Source organism: Streptomyces sp. NPDC014764 (assembly GCF_043082785.1).
GTDB lineage: Bacteria > Actinomycetota > Actinomycetes > Streptomycetales > Streptomycetaceae > Streptomyces > Streptomyces althioticus.
In genome coordinates this window covers 1,120,236-1,142,409 of the sequence record NZ_JBIBXY010000001.1, presented here as the reverse complement: position 1 = coordinate 1,142,409, position 22,174 = coordinate 1,120,236, and the positions used below count along the sequence as shown (strand labels likewise).

The 22,174-nt window shown below is 72.0% G+C and carries 14 protein-coding genes; 11 read left to right on the top strand and 3 right to left on the bottom strand.

Annotated elements, in window-relative coordinates; translation table 11 throughout:
* The first annotated feature begins 4 nt into the window (after positions 1 to 4).
* The 6 genes from mtrA (at position 5) to ACF1AG_RS05080 (ending at position 7,860) form a co-directional block, all read left to right on the top strand.
* A complete protein-coding gene (gene mtrA, locus ACF1AG_RS05105; protein WP_004987303.1) occupies positions 5 to 694 on the top strand; it encodes a two-component system response regulator MtrA in 690 nt (229 codons plus the stop codon).
* Position 695: 1 nt separating this feature from the next.
* The gene (mtrB, locus tag ACF1AG_RS05100) at positions 696 to 2,810 is read left to right on the top strand and encodes an MtrAB system histidine kinase MtrB (RefSeq protein ID WP_387794205.1); all 2,115 of its coding nucleotides are present in this window, start codon (positions 696 to 698) and stop codon (positions 2,808 to 2,810) included.
* Entirely contained in the window at positions 2,800 to 4,647 is a 1,848-nt protein-coding gene (locus ACF1AG_RS05095) for an LpqB family beta-propeller domain-containing protein (protein ID WP_359605154.1), read from the top strand. Before mtrB ends, ACF1AG_RS05095 begins: the two co-directional genes overlap by 11 nt.
* 312 nt (positions 4,648 to 4,959) lie before the next feature.
* Positions 4,960 to 5,904 carry a ComF family protein gene (locus ACF1AG_RS05090; RefSeq protein WP_391809325.1) on the top strand — a complete coding sequence of 315 codons (945 nt, stop codon included), beginning with the start codon at positions 4,960 to 4,962 and terminating at the stop codon, positions 5,902 to 5,904.
* A 312-nt stretch (positions 5,905 to 6,216) separates the two neighbouring features.
* Positions 6,217 to 6,909, top strand: coding sequence for a ribosome hibernation-promoting factor, HPF/YfiA family (hpf, locus tag ACF1AG_RS05085; protein WP_189905688.1), 693 nt, complete (start codon positions 6,217 to 6,219; stop codon positions 6,907 to 6,909).
* Between the two features lie 204 nt (positions 6,910 to 7,113).
* A complete protein-coding gene (locus ACF1AG_RS05080) occupies positions 7,114 to 7,860 on the top strand; it encodes a response regulator transcription factor (RefSeq protein ID WP_359605158.1) in 747 nt (248 codons plus the stop codon).
* Between the two features lie 56 nt (positions 7,861 to 7,916).
* Here the strand turns inward: ACF1AG_RS05080 and ACF1AG_RS05075 are convergent, their stop codons facing one another.
* Positions 7,917 to 9,104, bottom strand: coding sequence for a DNA glycosylase AlkZ-like family protein (locus tag ACF1AG_RS05075; RefSeq protein WP_359605160.1), 1,188 nt, complete (start codon positions 9,102 to 9,104; stop codon positions 7,917 to 7,919).
* A 58-nt stretch (positions 9,105 to 9,162) separates the two neighbouring features.
* Entirely contained in the window at positions 9,163 to 9,732 is a 570-nt protein-coding gene (locus ACF1AG_RS05070; protein ID WP_359605162.1) for a GNAT family N-acetyltransferase, read from the bottom strand.
* 278 nt (positions 9,733 to 10,010) lie between these two features.
* On the opposite strand from ACF1AG_RS05070, the gene secA reads away from it, so the two are divergent.
* Entirely contained in the window at positions 10,011 to 12,851 is a 2,841-nt protein-coding gene (secA, locus tag ACF1AG_RS05065; RefSeq protein ID WP_359605164.1) for a preprotein translocase subunit SecA, read from the top strand.
* Between the two features lie 111 nt (positions 12,852 to 12,962).
* On the opposite strand, the gene ACF1AG_RS05060 is transcribed toward secA, so the two are convergent.
* The gene (locus ACF1AG_RS05060) at positions 12,963 to 13,571 is read right to left on the bottom strand and encodes an Rv3235 family protein (protein WP_359602311.1); all 609 of its coding nucleotides are present in this window, start codon (positions 13,569 to 13,571) and stop codon (positions 12,963 to 12,965) included.
* Positions 13,572 to 13,882: 311 nt separating this feature from the next.
* Here ACF1AG_RS05060 and ACF1AG_RS05055 point away from each other — a divergent pair, with 311 nt between their 5' ends.
* The 4 genes from ACF1AG_RS05055 to ACF1AG_RS05040 all read left to right on the top strand — a co-directional run bounded on the left by ACF1AG_RS05055 (position 13,883) and on the right by ACF1AG_RS05040 (position 22,116).
* Positions 13,883 to 14,389 carry a DUF6912 family protein gene (locus ACF1AG_RS05055; RefSeq protein WP_391809324.1) on the top strand — a complete coding sequence of 169 codons (507 nt, stop codon included), beginning with the start codon at positions 13,883 to 13,885 and terminating at the stop codon, positions 14,387 to 14,389.
* A 21-nt stretch (positions 14,390 to 14,410) separates the two neighbouring features.
* Positions 14,411 to 15,085: an HAD family hydrolase gene (locus ACF1AG_RS05050; RefSeq protein WP_391809323.1), complete on the top strand. Its 675-nt coding sequence runs from the start codon at positions 14,411 to 14,413 to the stop codon at positions 15,083 to 15,085.
* Positions 15,086 to 15,513: 428 nt separating this feature from the next.
* The gene (locus ACF1AG_RS05045) at positions 15,514 to 20,466 is read left to right on the top strand and encodes an NAD-glutamate dehydrogenase (protein WP_359602305.1); all 4,953 of its coding nucleotides are present in this window, start codon (positions 15,514 to 15,516) and stop codon (positions 20,464 to 20,466) included.
* A gap of 129 nt (positions 20,467 to 20,595) precedes the next feature.
* A complete protein-coding gene (locus ACF1AG_RS05040) occupies positions 20,596 to 22,116 on the top strand; it encodes a hypothetical protein (protein WP_359750506.1) in 1,521 nt (506 codons plus the stop codon).
* Positions 22,117 to 22,174: the final 58 nt, after the last annotated feature.

Sequence of the window (22,174 nt, the reverse complement as noted above, 5' to 3'; positions counted from 1 at the left end):
TGGGATGATGTCGTTTATGAAGGGACGAGTCCTTGTCGTCGACGACGACAGCGCACTGGCCGAGATGCTCGGCATCGTGCTGCGCGGTGAAGGTTTTGAGCCGTCTTTCGTAGCCGACGGCGACAAGGCGCTGGCCGCCTTCCGTGAGACGAAGCCGGATCTGGTCCTGCTGGACCTGATGCTCCCCGGCCGTGACGGCATCGAGGTCTGCCGCCTGATCAGGGCGGAGTCCGGGGTGCCGATCGTGATGCTCACGGCGAAGAGCGACACCGTCGACGTGGTGGTGGGCCTGGAGTCCGGGGCCGACGACTACATCGTCAAGCCGTTCAAGCCGAAGGAGCTGGTCGCCCGGATCCGTGCGCGGTTGCGCAGGTCCGAGGAGCCGGCGCCGGAGCAGCTCGCCATCGGCGACCTGGTGATCGACGTGGCCGGGCACTCCGTGAAGCGGGACGGGCAGTCCATCGCCCTGACGCCGCTGGAGTTCGACCTGCTGGTCGCCCTCGCGCGCAAGCCGTGGCAGGTGTTCACGCGTGAGGTGCTGCTGGAGCAGGTCTGGGGCTACCGCCACGCGGCGGACACCCGCCTGGTGAACGTGCACGTGCAGCGGCTGCGCTCCAAGGTCGAGAAGGACCCGGAGAAGCCCGAGATCGTGGTGACGGTCCGTGGTGTCGGATACAAGGCAGGACCCAGCTGACATGTCCGGTGACAGTGCCGCTTCGGCGCCCGGCCGGTCCGGGGGCCGTCCGGGGCGGCCTGTCGGCCGGGGGACGGCAGCTTCCCGGTGGCGCCACCTCTTCGACGGCGATCTGCTTCAGGGCGGGGTCCAGGGCAGCCCGGTCGTCCGCCTGGTCATGCGCTGGGTGCGGCGCCCGCTGCTGCCCGTCATGCGGCTGTGGCGGCGCAACATCCAGCTCAAGGTCGTCGTCACGACGCTGCTGATGTCGCTGGGCGTCGTGCTGCTTCTCGGTTTCGTCGTCATCGGCCAGGTGCGCAACGGCCTGCTCGACGCCAAGGTGAAGGCGTCGCAGAGTCAGGCCACGGGCGGTTTCGCCGTGGCCAAGCAGCAGGCCGAGCAGGCCGGGAGCGTCACCGACGAGGAGGGTCCCGCACCCGACGGCCGCCCCTCGCAGAGCGTCATCCAGTGGATGAGCGACCTCGTCGCCTCGCTGTCCAGCGGCGGCCAGGGCGCCTTCGACGTGGTGACCCTGCCCTCCGGCGGCGACAGCGGCAGCGGGCGCGGACCGCGCGCCTCGGGCGGGCTCAACCCGGCCGCCAGCGTCCCCGCGGCGCTGCGCGAGCGCATCGACACCGCCACCGGGGCCGCGCAGAGCTACACGCGCATCGTCTACGCCGAGAAGGACAAGGAGTCCCAGCCGGCCCTCGTCATCGGCAAGCAGGTCAACGACCCCAACGGCGACCCGTACCAGCTGTACTACCTCTTCCCGCTCACCCAGGAGGAGAAGTCGCTGAGCCTGGTCAAGGGCACCCTGGCGACCGCCGGGCTGTTCGTGGTCGTGCTGCTCGGGGCGATCGCCTGGCTCGTGGTGCGGCAGGTGGTCACGCCGGTCCGGATGGCCGCCGGGATCGCCGAACGGCTGTCCGCCGGGCGGCTCCAGGAACGCATGAAGGTCACCGGCGAGGACGACATCGCCCGCCTCGGTGAGGCCTTCAACAAGATGGCGCAGAACCTCCAGCTCAAGATCAGCCAGCTCGAGGACCTGTCGCGGATGCAGCGCCGGTTCGTGTCGGACGTGTCGCACGAACTGCGCACCCCGCTGACCACCGTGCGGATGGCCGCCGACGTGATCCACGAGGCACGCGAGGACTTCGACCCCGTGACCGCGCGGTCCGCCGAACTGCTCGCCGACCAACTCGACCGGTTCGAGTCGCTGCTCGCCGACCTGCTGGAGATCAGCCGCTTCGACGCGGGCGCGGCAGCCCTGGAGGCGGAGCCGATCGACCTGCGCGAGGTGGTGCGGCGCGTGGTCAGCGGCGCGGAGCCGCTCGCCGAGCGCAAGGGCACCGCCATCAAGGTCGTCGGCGACCAGCAGCCCGTGGTCGCCGAGGCCGACGCCCGGCGCGTGGAACGGGTGCTGCGCAACCTCGTCGTCAACGCCGTCGAGCACGGCGAGGGCAAGGACGTCGTCGTCAAGCTGGCGGCTGCGGGAGGCGCCGTGGCGGTCGCCGTGCGCGACTACGGCGTCGGGCTCAAACCCGGCGAGGCCACGCGCGTGTTCAGCCGCTTCTGGCGCGCCGACCCGGCCCGCGCCCGCACCACGGGCGGCACGGGCCTCGGGCTCTCCATCGCCCTGGAGGACGCCCGGCTGCACGGCGGCTGGCTCCAGGCGTGGGGTGAGCCGGGCGGCGGCTCGCAGTTCCGGCTGACGCTGCCCAGGACGGCGGACGAGCCGCTGCGCGGATCCCCGATACCCCTGGAACCGAAGGACTCGCGGCGCAACCGCGGCCTCGACGACGCGGGACTGCAGCGCGGCGGCGACGGCGAGAAGCGCGCCACGGTGCCGGTGGGCCGGCCGGGCGCCGACGACCCGGCGCAGTCCGCCCGCGACCCGCTGGGCCGCAGGCCCGGCGCCTCGGCGCCCACGGCCGACCCCACCGCGCTGCCCGGCAACGGCGCGCGCGTGGTGGCCCGCTCGGGCAGCACGCGGATGACACCGGGCACGGCGCCCGGCGTGAACGGCGGGACGGACGAGGCCCCGGGCGGCCCGGACCGGCCGACGTCCGGAGGCGGGGGCGGGGACGGCGCACCGCGCGGTGCGGAGAAGGACGGGGAGGCGACGCGTGGGCGGTGAGCGTGTGAGGCGCGGACGGGGGACACCGGCCAGGGCGGCGGTGTACGCGGCCTGCGGGGCGGTCCTGCTGGCCGGGTGCGCCTCGATGCCGGACAGCGGCGACCTGCGCGGGGTGGAGTCCACACCCCGCCAGGACTCGCAGGTGCGGGTGTACGCCATGCCGCCGAGCGACGACGCCACCCCCACCCAGATCGTCCAGGGCTTCCTCGAGGCGCTGACCAGCGACGACGCCGACTACAAGACCGCGCGCCAGTACCTGACCCCCGAGGCGTCCAAGTACTGGCGGCCGGAGCAGTCGACCACCGTGCTGTCCGACGGGCCCGGCGCCCGCGCCGACCGGGAGCCCCGCGAGGACAGCACCGCCCTCACGTACACGCTGACCGGCACCAAGTTCGCCACCGTGGACGCGCAGCAGGCGTACGCGCCCTCCTCCGGCCACTACAGCGAGCTGGTGCGACTGGTGAAGGACGACAAGAGCGGCCAGTGGCGGATCGATGCCGTGCCGCAGGGCGTCGTCATGGGCAAGTCGGACTTCCAGCGCAACTACACGTCCTTCAACAAGTACTACTTCGCCGCGAACGTGGACGTGAACGGGTCGTCGCTGCCGATGGCCGTCGCCGACCCCGTGTACGTGCGCCGGCACGTCGACCCCACGACGCGGATGGTGCGCTCACTGCTCTCCGGCCCGACGAACTGGCTCGACCCCGTCGTCCGGTCGAGCGTCCCGACCGGCACCCGGCTGCGCAAGGGCACGGGGCCGCTCACCCCGGACGACCGGGGCAAGCTCACCGTGCCGCTCAACGACCGGGCGTCCGACATCGGCACCGGCCGCTGCGAGGAGATGGCCGCCCAGCTGCTGTTCACGCTGCGCGACCTCAGCCCCGCGGTCGAGGAGGTCGAACTGCGGGCCGACGGCGGGCAGCTGTGCTCGCTCACCCAGGACGGCGCCGAGACCGTGGCCACCAGGGGCGCGCTCAACCAGTCCGACCACCTGTACTACCTCGACGGGAAGGACAAGCTCGTCCGGGTCACGGCCGGCAGCCGCAGCCCCGACCCCGAACCGGCGCCCGGCGCGCTCGGACAGGGCGAGCAGCGCCTGCGGTCGGTGGCGGTCGCGCGGGACGAGCGCACCGCGGCCGGTGTCGGCCTGAACGGCCAGGACCTGTTCGTCTCCGCGCTGGCGCAGGGCGCCACCCTCGGCGAGCCGGTGCTGCGCAGCCAGGGCAAGACCGAGCAGGACCGGCTGACCCCGCCGAGCTGGGACGCCCAGGGCGGCCTGTGGATCGCCGACCGCAACCCCGCCCGCCCCGGCCTCTACCTGCTGGAGGAGGGCGCGGGCCAGCCGCTCCAGGTGCGCACGCCGGGCCTCGAGGGCCGGATCCAGGCGGTCCGGGTGGCCGCCGACGGGGTGCGGATCGCCCTCGTCGTCGAGAACGGCGACCAGCGGTCGCTGCTCATCGGACGGATCGAGCGCAGTGGCCCGGACGAGGCCGGTTCGGGTGAGCACCCCACGGTCACCGTGGTGGAGCTGCGCTCGGCCACCCCCGAGCTGGAGCAGGTCACCGCCATGTCGTGGGCCGGGGACAGCCGGCTCGTGGTCGTCGGACGCGAGCACGAGGGAGTGGAGCAGATGAAGTACGTCGAGGTCGACGGCTCCACCCCGGACGTGCCGCCGCCCGCCGCGCTGACCGGCGTGAAGGCGCTGACCGCCGCCGGGGACGAGAACGCGCCGCTGGTCGCGTACTCGGTGGACGGCATCGTGCGGCTGCCGTCGGGAGCGCAGTGGCAGAAGGTGGCGGAGGTTACGGAGGGGAAGGCGCCGGTCTATCCGGGCTGATCGGGTTCGGGCTGAGCGGAGTCGGGGCGTCCGGGTCCCGGGCTGAGCGGGCCGGGCTGAGCGGGGTCGGGCGACTGGGGGCCGGGCCGAGCGGGTCCGGGCTGACCGGGCTCAAGCCGGCCGGGTTCAAGCCGGCCGGGCTCAAGCCGGCCGGGCTCAAGCCGGCCGGGTTCGGGCTGAGCGGGTCCAAGCCGACCGGGCCCGGGTCGGCCGGTTCGCGGATCTCGCTTCGGTGTTCGAGCGGTTCCGGCGCTGGTCACACGGTTGTCCACAGGGGTGGCCGGGTGACCGGAGCGTTGGCACAGTGAGCCCATGCGGAGCTGGTGGACGGACCTCACCGACCTGGTGCTTCCAGCCGAGTGCGGCGGATGCGGCAGGCCTCGCGCCGTGCTCTGCGACCGGTGCCGTGCGGCGCTGAGCGGCAGGACGCCGCGCCGGGTGCGGCCGGCGCCCGAGCCCTCCGGACTGCCGCCCGTGCACGCGGCCGCCCCCTACGCCGACGAGGTGCGCGCCGCGCTGCTCGCGCACAAGGAGCGGGGCGCCCTGTCTCTCGCCCGGCCCCTGGGCGAGGCCCTCGCGGGCGCGGTACGGGCGGGACTGGAGGCTCCGGCGGCGCGCGCGCGGCCCGGCAGCCGGGACGGCACGGGCACGGCGACATGCGCCCCCGTACTGCTCGTCCCCGTGCCGTCCGCGCGGCGGGCCGTGAGAGCGCGCGGGCACGACCCGGCGCGGCGGATCGCGTACGCGGCGGCGGGTGAGCTGCGGCGCTCGGGGGTACCCGCCGCAGTACTCGCCGCGCTGCGGCAACGGCGCCCGGTGGCCGACCAGTCGGAGCTCGGCCCGAGGCAGCGGCTGGCCAACGTCGCCGGCGCTCTCGGGGTGTTGCCCGGCTGCGCCCGGCTGCTGCACCGGGGCCGGGTCGTGCTGGTCGACGACCTGATCACGACCGGGGCGACCCTCGCCGAGGCGGCGCGCGCGGTCAGGGCCGTACAAGGGCCGCCCGGCCCGGAAACGGAACCGGCCGGAAAGGGCCGGGGAGCATCGAGCAATTCGCGGCCCGCGTTCGTGTACCTGGGTGAGACATGGGAAGGGTCAGAACAACGGAGGACACCGCCGTCGGCGTGGAGCGGAACGGACCGGCAGCCCGGCCGGACGGTGAAGGAGGCGGGCGGGAAGCGCGTCGGCGGAGCGCCCGGCGTGGTGTGCGCGGCCGTCGTGGCGGCGTCGCCGGATGCGTTCGGAATACACCGAAACTGACTGAGAACTTACGTCGTTGCAGGTAATCAGAGGGTTAATTCCCCTGAATGGAGGTACGTCGCGGTAGAGGGTGACGCCATCCGTCCGCGCGAGATATGTTCGGTTGTGAGGGAAAGCCGCAGGCCACACCCTTCTGATCGGAATGCGGTGGTGCGGGTCTTTTCCACTTCACCCGCACCGGTGGACTGGAGATCTCGCGCCGGGGGAGGAGGTGGACGTCACCGAGTCCGAGGCTCCGGACGACACCGGAGCCTGGTGCAAAAGGGAGACACATCCGCAGCGAAGCGGAGTGATCCGGGAACGGAGTTCTGCGTGGACATCGTCGTCAAGGGCCGCAAGACCGAGGTGCCCGAGCGGTTCCGGAAGCACGTGGCCGAGAAGCTGAACCTGGAGAAGATCCAGAAGCTCGATGGCAAGGTGATGAGCCTCGACGTCGAGGTGTCCAAGGAGCCCAACCCCCGACAGGCCGACCGCTGCGACCGGGTGGAGATCACGCTCCGCTCCCGCGGCCCGGTGATCCGGGCGGAGGCGGCGGCGAGCGACCCGTATGCGGCGCTCGACCTGGCAGCGGAGAAGCTCGACGCCCGGCTGCGCAAGCAGCACGACAAGCGTTTCTCACGGCGGGGCGCGCGCAGGATCCCCGCCGCCGAGGTCCCCGACCACGTGCCCGGCGTGGCCACCCTCAACGGGACCGGCGCGAGCACCGCGCGGGAAGAGGAGCAGGCGGTCCCCACCAAGAAGATCGGTTCCCTGGAGGTCCAGGGCGACGGGCCGCTGGTCGTCCGCGAGAAGACCCACGTGGCCGCCCCCATGACCCTCGACCAGGCGCTCTACGAGATGGAGTTGGTCGGGCACGACTTCTACCTCTTCGTCGACTCCGAGACCAAGGAGCCCAGCGTCGTCTACCGGCGCCACGCCTACGACTACGGCGTGATCCACCTCAGGACCGACACGATGGTCACCGAGAACCACTCCCCCGAGGCGGGCGGAACCCTCGGCGGCTGACCCGCCGGGCGACAGCACAGCCGGTGCCCCTGGTGCGCGTGTGCGCCCCCAGGGGCACCGGCGTGCCACCGCCCGGCGTGCACACCGGCACCCCGGTGACGGTGCGGCATGGAATCATGGCGGCAGCGGCCCAACCGGTGGGCCGTTGCCTTGGGTTGGCGATGGTCAGGACCACAGGCCACAGCCTTCAGGGGGAGGAACGTGATGGCGGACAGCTTCGGACCGATGCGGGACGAGGATGCCGACGACGGCGTCGTCGGCATGGGCCCGGACGCGGACACTCCGCGCAAGGAGCCGATCAGAGTCCTTGTGGTGGACGACCACGCGCTGTTCCGCCGCGGTCTGGAGATCGTGCTGGCCGCCGAGGAGGACATCCAGGTCGTCGGCGAGGCCGGCGACGGCTCCGAGGCCGTGGAGAAGGCCGCCGACCTGCTGCCCGACATCATCCTGATGGACGTGCGGATGCCCAAGCGGGGCGGCATCGAGGCCTGCACCTCCATCAAGGAGGTCGCCCCCAGTGCCAAGATCATCATGTTGACGATCAGCGACGAGGAGGCCGACCTCTACGACGCCATCAAGGCGGGCGCCACCGGCTACCTGCTCAAGGAGATCTCCACCGACGAGGTCGCCACCGCCATCCGCGCCGTAGCCGACGGGCAGTCGCAGATCAGCCCCTCCATGGCGTCCAAGCTGCTCACCGAGTTCAAGTCGATGATCCAGCGCACCGACGAGCGCCGGCTCGTCCCCGCGCCCCGGCTGACGGACCGCGAGCTGGAGGTCCTCAAACTCGTCGCCACGGGGATGAACAACCGGGACATCGCCAAGGAGCTGTTCATCTCCGAGAACACCGTGAAGAACCACGTGCGCAACATCCTGGAGAAGCTCCAGCTGCACTCCCGGATGGAGGCCGTGGTCTACGCGATGCGGGAGAAGATCCTCGAGATCCGCTGACCCGCCGAATCCGCGGTTCGCCGATCCGCTGACCCGCCGACCCGCGATCCGCTGGCTCAGACGAGCAGCCGGGCCAGCTCCGCCGAGAGCGGCTCGCGCAGTTCCGGCGCGTCCACCCGCTCCACGCGCACGTCCGTGCAGCCCACCCAGCCCGCCGCCTCCACCAGCGCCTGCGCCACCTGCGGCACCGCCTTACGGCCGTCCAGCGTGACCTGCCTGGCGACCAGCGTGCGGCCCTCCCGCGCCGGATCCACGCGGCCCACCAGCCGTCCGCCCGCCAGCACCGGCATCGCGAAGTAGCCGTGGACGCGCTTGGGCCTGGGGACGTAGGCCTCCAGGCGGTGGGTGAAGCCGAAGATCCGCTCCGTGCGCGCCCGCTCCCAGATCAGGGAGTCGAAGGGGGACAACAGCGTCGTGCGGTGCCGGCCGCGCGGTGGCGTGGCCAGGGCCTCCGGGTCCGCCCAGGCCGGCTTGGACCAGCCCTCGACCGTCACGGGCACAAGACCCGAGTCGGCGATCACCGCCTCGACCTGCTCGCCCTTCAGCCGGTGGTAGTCCGCGATGTCCGCGCGGGTGCCCACGCCCAGCGCACGCCCGGCCAGTCCCACCAGGCGGCGCAGGCACTCCTCGTCCGAAGGCTCCTCGGCCAGCAGCGCGGCCGGCACGGCCCGCTCGGCGAGGTCGTAGACCCGCTTCCAGCCGCGCCGCTCCACGCACACCACCTCGCCGTACATCAGGGCGCGCTCCACGGCGACCTTGGTGCCGGACCAGTCCCACCACTCGCTGGTGCGCTTCGCGCCGCCCAGCTCGGTCGCGGTCAGCGGCCCTCCGGTGCGCAACTGCTTGACGACCCGGTCGTACACGCCGTCGGGCAGCTCGTGGTTCCAGTGCGGGCGGGCGCGGTAGGCGCGGCGGCGGAAGGCGAAGTGCGGCCACTCCTCGACGGGGAGGATGCACGCGGCGTGCGACCAGTACTCGAACGTGTGCGCAGGCTGGTCGCCCTGCTTCCAGTACGCCTCCTCCACCGTGCGGCGGCCCACCGCGCCGAGACGGGCGTACGGGATCAGCTCGTGCGAGCGGGCGAGGACGGAGATCGTGTCGAGCTGCACCGCGCCCAGGTGGCGCAGGACGCCTCGCACACCGGCGCGGCGGTCGGGGGCGCCGAGGAGTCCCTGGGCCCGCAGGGCGATGCGGCGGGCCTCGTCGGCCGAGAGTTCCGTGGTCGGACGCGGCAGGGTCGTCATAGGTCCGCACCCTAGAGGGCCCCACTGACAACCGCGGGCGTCCCGCACGGCACGGATGTCAGCCGTGGGCGGGCACGTACGGCATGGTGGACGGAAGGCCCAGGTCGGACGGGAGCAGGGAGCCCACCCAGCCGTCCCGCAGCACCCCCTTGTTGACGAGCGAGGAGCGCAGCACGCCCTCGATCGTGAAGCCGGCCCGCTCGGCGACCGCCCGGGAGGCCGTGTTGCCGACCTCGGCGCGCCATTCCATGCGGTCGATGGACATCCGGGTGAAGGCCCAGCGGCACGCCGCCACGGTGGCCTCGGTGATGTAGCCGTTGCCGCGGTGCTCCTTGGCGCTCCAGAAGCCGACCTCGCCCGTCGCGAACGACCGCATGGTGATGCCGAGCATGCCCGTCAGCTCCCCGGCGGGCAGGAAGACACCGAAGGTGAACATCGTGCCGTTCGCCCAGCCGTCCGGGGCGATCTGCTCCGTGAAACCGCGCGCGTGCTCGGGGAGGTACGGCGAAGGGATCGTGGTCCACCGCTGGATGTCCGGGTCCTGGCAGATCCGGTACACGGTGTCGGTGTCCTGCGGGCCGACGGTGCGCAGCAGCAGACGGTCGGTGGTGAGCGTGACGGGTTCCATCGGGCGATTCTGCGCACGTCACGGCGGCGGGCGCCATCCCCTCGGATGGCGGTGAACCGATGATCACCCTGCGTGTGATTCGCCGTGCGCGTGCGGCACCATCCGGGCGTCCGGGACGTTGTCCGTGTAGCAGCCGTGCCACGGTTCGGCTGCGGCGGACGGTCACCGCCCCGGCAGGCCTCCCGGCGCGACGGGGTCCTCGCATACGATGGCCGTTGCTCAGTCAGTGAAACGGAAACCGACCGTCCCAGGCCCGACCGGCAAGGAGACCAACCCCCGTGTCCGTCCTCTCGAAGATCATGCGTGCAGGCGAAGGCAAAATCCTGCGCAAGCTGCACCGCATCGCGGACCAGGTCAACTCCATCGAAGAGGACTTCGAAGGCCTCTCCGACGCCGAGCTGCGGGCCCTCACCGATGAGTACAAGCAGCGCTACGCCGACGGTGAGAGCCTGGACGACCTGTTGCCCGAGGCCTTCGCCACGGTGCGCGAAGCCGCCCGGCGGGTGCTGGGCCAGCGCCATTACGACGTCCAGATCATGGGCGGCGCCGCCCTGCACATGGGCTACGTGGCGGAGATGAAGACCGGTGAGGGCAAGACCCTCGTCGGCACGCTCCCCGCGTACCTGAACGCCTTGTCCGGCGGCGGCGTCCACATCATCACGGTCAACGACTACCTGGCCGAGCGTGACTCGGAGATGATGGGCCGCGTCCACCGCTTCCTGGGCCTCGAGGTCGGCTGCATCCTCGCCAACATGACGCCGGCCCAGCGCCGCGCCCAGTACGCCTGCGACATCACCTACGGCACGAACAACGAGTTCGGCTTCGACTACCTGCGCGACAACATGGCGTGGTCGAAGGACGAGCTGGTGCAGCGCGGCCACAACTTCGCCATCGTCGACGAGGTCGACTCGATCCTCATCGACGAGGCCCGTACGCCGCTGATCATCTCCGGCCCCGCGGACCAGGCCACCAAGTGGTACGGCGACTTCGCCAAGCTGGTGAAGCGCCTCAAGCGCGGTGAGCCGGGCAACCCGCTCAAGGGCATCGAGGAGACCGGCGACTACGACGTCGACGAGAAGAAGCGCACGGTCGCCATCCACGAGTCCGGCGTCGCCAAGGTCGAGGACTGGCTCGGCATCGACAACCTGTACGAGTCGGTGAACACGCCGCTCGTGGGCTACCTGAACAACGCCATCAAGGCGAAGGAGCTCTTCAAGAAGGACAAGGATTACGTCATCATCGACGACGAAGTCATGATCGTCGACGAGCACACCGGACGTATCCTCGCCGGCCGCCGGTACAACGAGGGCATGCACCAGGCCATCGAGGCCAAGGAGGGCGTGCCGATCAAGGACGAGAACCAGACGCTCGCCACGATCACGCTGCAGAACTTCTTCCGCCTCTACAAGCGCCACGACCACAACGGCAAGGAACTGCCGGGTCTGTCCGGCATGACCGGTACGGCGATGACCGAGGCCGCCGAGTTCCACCAGATCTACAAGCTCGGCGTGGTGCCCATCCCGACCAACCGGCCGATGGTCCGCAAGGACCAGTCGGACCTGATCTACCGCACCGAGGTCGCCAAGTTCGAGGCGGTCGTCGACGACATCGAGGAGAAGCACCGCAAGGGGCAGCCGATCCTCGTCGGCACCACCTCGGTCGAGAAGTCCGAGTACCTGTCGCAGCAGCTCAGCAAGCGGGGCATCCAGCACGAGGTGCTGAACGCCAAGCACCACGAGCGTGAGGCGCAGATCGTCGCCCAGGCCGGCCGCCGCGGCGCCGTCACGGTCGCCACGAACATGGCCGGCCGTGGTACAGACATCAAGCTCGGCGGCAACCCCGAGGACCTCGCGGAGGCGGAGCTGCGGCAGCGTGGCCTCGACCCCGAGGAGCACATCGAGGAGTGGGCCGCGGCCCTGCCGGAGGCGCTGGCGCGCGCCGAGGAGGCCGTGAAGGCCGAGAAGGACGAGGTCGAGAAGCTCGGCGGTCTCTACGTGCTGGGCACGGAGCGGCACGAGTCGCGGCGTATCGACAACCAGCTGCGCGGTCGTTCCGGCCGTCAGGGCGACCCGGGCGAGTCCCGCTTCTACCTGTCGCTCGGCGACGACCTGATGCGGCTGTTCAAGGCGCAGATGGTCGAGCGCGTGATGTCCATGGCGAACGTGCCGGACGACGTGCCGATCGAGAACAAGATGGTCACCCGCGCGATCGCGTCCGCGCAGTCGCAGGTGGAGACGCAGAACTTCGAGACGCGTAAGAACGTCCTGAAGTACGACGAGGTGCTCAACCGGCAGCGCGAGGTCATCTACGGCGAGCGCCGCCGCGTCCTGGAGGGCGAGGACCTGCAGGAGCAGATCCACCACTTCATGGACGACACCATCGACGCGTACGTCCAGGCGGAGACCGCCGAGGGCTTCCCCGAGGACTGGGACCTGGACCGGCTGTGGGGCGCGTTCAAGCAGCTCTACCCGGTGAGCGTCACCATCGAGGAGCTGGAGGAGGCGGCCGGCGACCGTGCGGGTCTGACCGCCGAGTTCATCTCCGAGTCCATCAAGGACGACATCCGCGCCCAGTACGAGGCGCGCGAAGCACAGCTCGGCTCCGAGATCATGCGTGAGCTGGAGCGGCGGGTCGTGCTGTCGGTGCTGGACCGCAAGTGGCGCGAGCACCTCTACGAGATGGACTACCTCCAGGAGGGCATCGGCCTGCGCGCGATGGCCCAGAAGGACCCGCTGGTCGAGTACCAGCGCGAGGGCTTCGACATGTTCAGCGCGATGATGGACGGCATCAAGGAGGAGTCCGTCGGCTATCTGTTCAACCTGGAGGTCCAGGTCGAGCAGCAGGTCGAGGAGGTGCCGGTCGAGGACGTCAAGCCGACCGCCGACCTGGAGAAGCAGGACGCGGTGCCGGCGCAGGCGCGTCCGGAGATCCGCGCGAAGGGCCTGGACGCCCCGCAGCGGCGGAACCTCCACTTCTCCGCTCCCACGGTGGACGGCGAGGGCGGCACCATCGAGGGCGAGCTGGCCACCGACGAGGAGCCGGTGCGCTCGTCGGCGGACGGTCTGACCCGCGCGGAGCGCCGCAAGCAGGCGCGGGGCGGGCGTCGCCGCAAGAAGTGACGCCGCCGCGCCGAGGGCGCGCTCACGGCACTGTCGGCCGGGGCCGGGCACCTGAGGGTGTCCGGCCCCGGCCACCTGAGGGTGTCCGGCCCCGGCCGTCGTACGTGGTCGTCAGCGGGGGCCGCCCAGCTCGACGGCGGTGCAGCGCCAGCGGAGGTCCCGGCCGCGCTCCAGCCGGAAGGCCATGGCGCGGAGTCTGTCCCCGGCGCCGATCCGCGCGAACGCCTCGATGGCGCCCTCCCGCGGCACGAACCATCCGATGTCCCGCACGACGGGCCGCGCCCCGCGCGTCCGCAGGGGCCCGCGCTCGGCGAGCCGGATCAGCTCGTCGTAGGCCTGCCCGGCACTGTGCCGCAACATCGCGTGCACGGGACGCTGCCCGCTGAGCACGGCGACGAGCATCTCGGCGAACCGGTCGGTGGGCCGGGGCTGCGGGACGCCCAGGGGAGCCGCGCCGCGGTCACCTGAGGGGATGCCGCGGTCAGGCGCCGTGATGCCGCGGTCAGCTGCAGTGATGCCGCGGACGGGCGTCGTCGGGCGGCTGCGGGCGGCCGGTGCGCGGCCCGCTGGGCGGTTGTCCGTGGGGCGGGTGCGGCGGGCGGTCGTTCCCCGGGGGCGGCCTGCGCCCGGGGCGGGCGCCAGGGCCGGGCCTGTCGTGGGTACGCGTGGGGGGATCGCTGCGGGGGAGCGGCGTGGTGTTCTGCTCATGACCTTGTGCACGAGGGCCCCGTTCTGAAGGCCGGGCCGGCGGGGGAGCCGGGTACCGGGCAGTAACTTCGTGACGGGGATCTTGTACGGGGTCGCGCGGGGGCGGGGCAAGGAAGGACGGGGGTGCGGGGAGCGGGCGGGAAGTTCACTTATCCGGGTGGTCCGGTGGCTGCCGAGCCCTTGTTCACGCGGCCGAGGCGGGTGAATCCGTGGACCAGGGGTGACGGTCTCCGAGGGGGCGGCGAGGGCTCGAAGGGGGACGGGTGCGACGTATTCTGAGACCTTGCCGAAGAAGTGACCCGAGCTGACGAAAGCGGCCGACCATGCGCGTCTACGTCCCCCTGACCCTCCCCGGGCTCGCCGAGGCGCACAGGACGGGGCAGCTGGGCGACGGGCCGTTCACGGCGTACGCCGTGACGCCCGCGCTGCGCGAGTGGTACGTCTCCGACGACATCGAGGAGCTGGAGTACGCCGCGCTCGGCCGCGCCTCGCTGGCCTCCCTGCGTCTCCTCGCCGCCGACCCCGCCGCGCCCCGCCGCCGGGTCGTGGTCGCCGTGGACGTGGCCGACGGCGCCGCCTCCGCCGAACCCGGCCGGGGCCCGGAGCGGGACGCGTTGGGCGAGGTGCGCCTCGCCGGGCCCGTACGCCTGGCGAAGGCGGCCGCCGTGCACGTGGACGCGGAGGACGCCGAGGAGGACGTGGCGGCCGCCGCGCAGGCGCTGGACGCGGCGGACGGGGGCGACGACGACGCCCGGTTCGTCGTGGACGGCGCGGAGGACCACGAGCTGCTGTGGTTCGCGACGCAGGAGATCCCGCAGCTCGTCGCCTGACGGCACGGGTAGGTTTTCCGCATGGGGACGCACACGTACGCGCACATCGTCTGGGACTGGAACGGCACGCTCTTCCACGACGTCGACGCGGTCATCGGGGCGACGAACGCGGCCTTCGCCGAGCTGGGCCTCGCGCCCATCACGCTGGAGCGGTACCGGGAGCTGTACTGCGTGCCGGTGCCGCGCTTCTACGAGCGGCTGATGGGCCGGCTGCCCAGCCAGGCCGAGTGGGAGGTCATGGACGCGGTCTTCCACCGCCACTACACCGAGCACCGGGTGCGCTGCGGCCTCGCCGACGGCGTGGAGGACCTGCTCACGGGGTGGGTGGCCGCGGGCCGCAGCCAGTCGATCCTCAGCATGTACGGGCACGAGGAGCTCGTCCCGCTGGTGGAGGACTTCGGGATCTCCTCCCACTTCATACGCGTCGACGGCCGCACAGGACCCTCCGGCGGCAGCAAGGCGGAGCACATGGTGCGCCACCTGGAAGCGCTGCGCGGCACGGTGGACCCGCGGCGCACGGTGGTCATCGGCGACGCGACCGACGACGCGCTGGCCGCGCTCCACGTCGGCGCGCACGCCGTGCTGTGGACCGGCGGCTCGCACGGCCGGGCCAGTCTGGAGGCGGTCGGGGTGCCGGTGGTCGACAGCCTGAGCGAGGCCGTGGCGGAGGCGGAACGCCTGGCGGTTTCCGGCTGACCCGAGGGCCCCGGGCGCACTGTGCGAAACGTCAAAGTTCGCCCCCCGGTTTTGTACACATACGGCTCATGACGGGGCCCCTCAGGAGAGCGATAGCCTAGGCAGCGTGATCAGCGCGATAGCTCGCGGGGACCGTTGCGTCCCCGTTGTGCGCCCGGCGAGCACGGAGGACATCCGTGGCCGGGTGGCGACCGCTGATCCTCGCGGGCGGCACGGGACGCGGCGCACCCCAGGGGGGCCGACGTCACGGAGAGCCACGTCACACCCGTCGGACGCACTCAATTCCGCCGAGAAGCCCCCGCTCCTCTCACCTTGCGGCATACCGTCGGCACAGACCGGACACCCCGTGTCGTACCGCCGCACCTCAGGGTCGGAGACCGTACTTCCTTCTACGTCACGCAACGGCGCGCGACAGGAGCCAGAGGACCATGCAGACCAAGCTGGACGAAGCCAAGGCCGAGCTGCTCGATCGGGCCGCCCGGGTAGCTGAGAACAGCCCGGCCGGGGGGAAACTGCCGACTGGGACCGTGGAGGGGGACACACCCGACCGGGACACCGTCCTCGCGTTCCTCCAGCGCTACTACCTGCACACCGCCCCGGAAGACCTCACCGACCGCGACCCGGTCGACATCTTCGGGGCCGCCGTCTCGCACCGCAGGCTCGCCGAGAACCGCCCGCAGGGCACGGCGAACGTCCGGGTGCACACCCCGACCGTCGAGGAGAACGGCTGGACCTGCAGCCACTCCGTCGTCGAGGTCGTCACCGACGACATGCCCTTCCTCGTCGACTCCGTCACCAACGAGCTGACCCGCCAGGGCCGCGGCATCCACGTGGTGATCCACCCGCAGTTCGTGGTCCGCCGGGACGTCACGGGCAAGCTGATCGAGGTGCTCTCCGACGGGGTGAGCGGCGACCTCCCGCAGGACGCCCGCGACCTGCCGCACGACGCGCACGTCGAGTCCTGGATCCACGTGGAGATCGACCGCGAGACCGACCGCGGCGACCTCAAGCAGATCACCGCCGATCTGCTGCGCGTCCTCTCCGACGTCCGCGAGGCCGTCGAGGACTGGGGCAAGATGCGCCAGGCCGCCACCTCGCTGGCCGACGCGCTGCCCGACGAGCCCGTCCCCGCCGACCTGCCCCCGCTGCAGGTCGAGGAGGCCCGCGAGCTGCTGCACTGGCTCGCCGACGACCACTTCACCTTCCTCGGCTACCGCGAGTACGAGCTGCGCGCCGACGACTCGCTGGCCGCCGTTCCCGGCACCGGCCTCGGCATCCTGCGCTCCGACCCGCACCACGCGGCCGACGAGGACCACCCGGTCAGCCCGTCCTTCGAGCGGCTGCCCGCCGACGCCCGCGCCAAGGCCCGCGAGCACAAGCTCCTGATCCTCACCAAGGCCAACAGCCGCGCCACCGTGCACCGGCCGTCGTACCTGGACTACATCGGCGTGAAGAAGTTCGACGCCGACGGCAACGTCGTCGGCGAGCGCCGCTTCCTCGGACTGTTCTCCTCCGCCGCCTACACCGAGTCCGTGCGTCGCGTCCCGGTGATCCGCCGCAAGGTGGAGGACGTCCTGGAGCGGGCCGGCTTCTCGCCGCACAGCCACGACGGGCGCGACCTGCTCCAGATCCTGGAGACCTACCCGCGCGACGAGCTGTTCCAGACCCCGGTCGAGGAACTGCAAACCATCGCCACCTCGGTGCTCTACCTCCAGGAGCGTCGCCGGCTGCGGCTGTACCTGCGCCAGGACGAGTACGGGCGCTACTACTCCGCCCTCGTCTACCTGCCGCGCGACCGCTACACCACCGCGGTGCGGCTGCGGATCATCGACATCCTCAAGGAGGAGCTCGGCGGCGTCAGCGTCGACTTCACCGCGTGGAACACCGAGTCGGTCCTGTCCCGGCTGCACTTCGTCGTCCGCGTCCCGCAGGGCACCGAACTGCGACCCCTGTCCGACAGCGACAAGGAACGCATCGAGTCCCGGCTCGCGGAGGCCGCCCGCTCCTGGTCCGACGGCTTCTCCGAGGCCCTGACCACGGAGTTCGGCGAGGAGCGCGCCGCCGAGCTGCTGCGCCGCTACGCGGGCGCCTTCCCCGAGGGCTACAAGGCCGACCACACCCCGCGCGGCGCCGTGGCCGACCTGGTGCGCCTCGAGGAGCTGGGCGAGCAGCGCGACTTCGCGCTCAGCCTGTACGAGCCGGTGGGCGCGGCGCCCGACGAGCGCCGCTTCAAGATCTACCGCACCGGCGAGGCCGTCTCCCTGTCCGCGGTGCTGCCCGTGCTGCAGCGCCTCGGCGTCGAGGTCATCGACGAGCGGCCGTACGAACTGCGGTGCGACGACCGCAGCGTCGCCTACATCTACGACTTCGGGCTGCGCATGCCGCAGGCGCCCGGCGGCGGGGTCGACTACCTCGGCGACGACGCCCGCGAGCGCTTCCAGGACACCTTCGAGGCGACCTGGACCGGCAAGGCGGAGAACGACGGCTTCAACGCCCTCGTGCTGAGCGCCGGGCTCACCTGGCGCCAGGCGATGGTGCTGCGCGCGTACGCCAAGTACCTGCGCCAGGCCGGGTCCACCTTCAGCCAGGACTACATGGAGGACACCCTCCGTCACAACGTCCACACCACCCGGCTGCTCGTCTCCCTGTTCGAGGCGCGGATGTCGCCGGACCGGCAGCGCGCCGGGTACGAGCTGGTGGACGCCCTGCTCGAGGAGCTCGACGCAGCCCTCGACCAGGTCGCCAGCCTCGACGAGGACCGCATCCTGCGCTCCTTCCTCACCGTCATCAAGGCGACGCTGCGCACCAACTTCTTCCAGGAGGCGAGCGGCGGCGAGCCGCACGACTACGTCTCCATGAAGTTCGACCCGCAGGCCATCCCGGACCTGCCCGCGCCGCGCCCGGCGTTCGAGATCTGGGTGTACTCGCCGCGGGTGGAGGGCGTGCACCTGCGCTTCGGCAAGGTCGCGCGCGGCGGTCTGCGCTGGTCCGACCGGCGCGAGGACTTCCGCACCGAGATCCTCGGCCTGGTCAAGGCGCAGATGGTGAAGAACACCGTCATCGTGCCGGTGGGCGCCAAGGGCGGCTTCGTCGCCAAGCAGCTGCCCGACCCGGCCGTCGACCGCGACGCGTGGATGGCCGAGGGCATCGCCTCCTACCGGACGTTCATCTCCGCGCTGCTGGACATCACCGACAACATGGTGGGCGGCGAGGTCGTGCCCCCGGCGGACGTCGTCCGGCACGACGAGGACGACACCTACCTCGTCGTCGCCGCCGACAAGGGCACCGCGACCTTCTCCGACATCGCCAACGAGGTCGCCGAGAGCTACAACTTCTGGCTCGGCGACGCCTTCGCCTCCGGCGGCTCGGCCGGCTACGACCACAAGGGCATGGGCATCACCGCGCGCGGCGCCTGGGAGTCCGTCAAGCGGCACTTCCGCGAGCTGGGCGTGGACACCCAGAGCGAGGACTTCACGGTCGTCGGCATCGGCGACATGTCCGGCGACGTGTTCGGCAACGGCATGCTGCTCAGCGAGCACATCCGCCTGGTCGCGGCCTTCGACCACCGGCACATCTTCATCGACCCGAACCCGGACGCGGCCACCGGGTACGCCGAGCGCCGCCGGCTGTTCGAGCTGCCGCGTTCCAGCTGGGCCGACTACAACGCCGAGCTGATCTCCGCGGGCGGCGGCGTCTTCCCGCGCACGGCCAAGGCGATCCAGCTCAACGGCCACATCCGTGAGGCCCTGGGGATCGAGGAGAAGATCTCCAAGATGACCCCGGCCGACCTCATGAAGGCCATCCTCACGGCGCCGGTCGACCTGCTGTGGAACGGCGGCATCGGCACCTACGTCAAGGCGTCCACCGAGTCGAACGCGGACGTCGGCGACAAGAGCAACGACGCGATCCGCGTCGACGGCAAGGACCTGCGGGTCTCCGTCGTCGGCGAGGGCGGCAACCTGGGCATGACCCAGCTCGGCCGGATCGAGTTCGCGCTGCACGGCGGCCGGATCAACACCGACGCCATCGACAACAGCGCGGGCGTGGACACCTCCGACCACGAGGTGAACATCAAGATCCTGCTGAACGGCCTGGTCAAGGAAGGCGACATGACGGTGAAGCAGCGCAACAAGCTGCTCGCCGAGATGACCGACGAGGTCGGCCGCCTGGTGCTGCGCAACAACTACGCGCAGAACACCGCCATCGCCAACGCGCTCGCCCAGTCGAAGGACATGATCCACGCGCAGCAGCGCTTCCTGAAGCACCTGGTGCGCGAGGGTCACCTGGACCGGGCGCTGGAGTTCCTGCCCACCGACCGGCAGATCCGCGAGCGGCTCGCCTCCGGGCAGGGCCTGACCGGGCCGGAGACGGCGGTGCTGCTGGCGTACACGAAGATCACCGTCGCCGACGAGCTGCTGCACACCTCGCTGCCCGACGACCCGTACCTCAGGGGTCTGCTGCACGCGTACTTCCCGACCGCGCTGCGCGAGCAGTTCGGGGAGCACATCGACAGCCACCCGCTGCGCCGTGAGATCACCACGACCGTGCTGGTCAACGACACGGTCAACACCGGCGGCACCACCTACCTGCACCGGATGCGCGAGGAGACCGGGGCGTCGCTCGAGGAGATCGTCCGGGCGCAGACCGCGGCCCGCGCGATCTTCCGCTCCTCGGTGGTGTGGGACGGCGTGGAGGCGCTCGACACGAAGGCCGACGCCGCCACCCAGACCCGGATCCGGCTGCACTCGCGCCGTCTGGTGGAACGCGGCACGCGCTGGCTGCTCAACAACCGGCCGCAGCCGCTGCAGCTCGAGGAGACGGTGTCGTTCTTCGCCGAGCGGGTGGAGCTGGTCTGGTCGCAGCTGCCGAAGCTGCTGCGCGGCGAGGACCAGGACTGGTACGGGAAGATTTACGACGAGCTCACCGGGGCCGGGGTCCCGGACGAGCTGGCCACCCGGGTCGCCGGGTTCTCCTCCGCCTTCCCGACGCTCGACATCGTGTCGGTGGCCGACCGGATGGGCAGGGAGCCGCTGGACGTCGCCGAGGTGTACTACGACCTCGCCGACCGGCTGCGCATCACCCAGCTGATGGACCGGATCATCGAGCTGCCGCGCGCGGACCGGTGGCAGTCCATGGCCCGCGCGGCGATCCGCGAGGACCTGTACGCGGCGCACGCGGCGGTCACCGCGGACGTCCTCGCGGAGGGCGACGGCACGTCGACGCCGGAGCAGCGGTTCGCGCTGTGGGAGCAGAAGAACGCGGCGCTGCTGGGCCGGGCCCGCACCACGCTGGAGGAGATCCACAACTCCGACGCGTTCGACCTGGCCAACCTGTCGGTGGCCATGCGGACCATGCGCACGCTGCTGAGGTCGCACTCGTAGGACGACAGGGCCCGTCGAGGGGCGCCGCCGACCGTGACGGTCCGCGGCGCCCCTCGCGCGTGTGGTGCCTTAGGCGGGAATCGGCGGCGAACCCGTGGGGACGGGCCGCTGACGGGATAGGGCTTCGGTGTGACTGTCCGTTTCTCGTCGTCCGGGGTCTCCGGAGGGGCCCACACGCGCCGCTCCGCGCTCCGCCCGGCCGCCGTCGGCCGCGTCCTGGCCACGGGCGTCACCGGACTCGTCCTGCTGTTGCTGATCCTGGTCGTCGTACGGCTTCCGTGGATGGGTGACCTGGGCATCCACGCGGCCACGCTGCAGCGGCTGCGCCACGCCCCGCTCGCCCCCGGCAACCCGCTGGTCGACGCGAACACCCCGAGCCCGTACTACTCGCCGTGGACGCTGGTGCTCGGCGGTGTGGCACGGGCGACCGGCCTGGACGTCTTCGTGGTGCTGCGGCTCGCCGCCGCGGCCGGACTGGCGCTGCTGGTCACGGGCGTGTGGCGGTACGTGCGGACGCTGAGCGCGCACCCGGCCGCGCCCGTGCTCGCGCTGCTGTCCCTGCTGTTCCTCTGGGGCACCGAGCCCCTGTTGTGGAGCGGCTTCACCGGGCTGCACTCGCTGGCCCTGACGGCGGCGTACCCGAGCACCTTCACGCTGGGGCTCGCCTTCCACTTCTGGACCTGGCTGACCGGGGCGCTGCGCGGTCCGGCCGGCTGGGGGGTGTGGCTGGGCCTGGGCGTGCTGTGGGCGGTGATCCTGCTCTGCCACCAGTTCTCCGGGGTGGTGACCACACTGGGGGCGGCCGCCACGGTGGTCGCGGCGCGGCCGGGCCGCGCGGTGTGGCCCCGGCTCGGCGGCGCGCTGCTGCTGGGCGTCTCTGCGCTGGGGGCGTGGCCGTACTACGACTTCTTCGCGCTGGCGGACGCCGGGGAAGGGCTGGAGACGGTGCACCGGGTGCTGTACGAGCACCCGGCCGCGCGGTTCGGACTGGTGCTGCTCGGGGCCGCCGCCCTGGCGGGACGGTGGCGGCGCGACCACCGGGACCCGTTGGTGGTGTTCTGCGCCCTGGGGGTGCTGGCCGTCGCGGCGGGCCGGGTCACCGGGCACCACTCCTGGGCGCGGGCCCTGCCGGCGGCGGTGATCCCGGCGCAGCTCGCGGCGGCGCTCGCGGTCGTGGGGGCGGGGTCGCGGCGGGTGCGGTCGGTGTGGGCGGCGCTGCTCGCCGGGGCGCTGCTGGCCGGGGCGTGGGCGCAGGCGGGCGCCCTCGGGTACGTGGTCCCGGCCGACGCGCTGCCGGGTCCGGTCGCGGAGAAGTACCGGCGGCCGTGGCCGGGGTACGGGTGGATCACCCGCTGGGTGCGGTACGGCGACGTCGTCATGGCCGAGGGCCGGGTCGCCCGCCAGGTGCCCGCCTACGGCCCCTACACGGTCGCGCCCGGCTACCCGGACTTCTTCCTCGCCGACGAGGAGCGCCGTACGGCCGCCACCGAGGCGTACTTCGCCGCGGGCACGCCCCCGGCCGAGCGGCGGCGCACCGAGCGGGCGTACGAGGTGCGCTGGGTGCTGGACCGCCGTGGCGCCCTGGACGACCCCGCGCTGCGTCCGGTGGCCCGGGGGCCGCGCGGCGAGGTGCTGTACGCGGTGCCGTGAGCCGGCCGAGGGCGGCCTGGCGACCGGTCGTCCGGCAGGCCGGTGCGTGGCGGTGCTG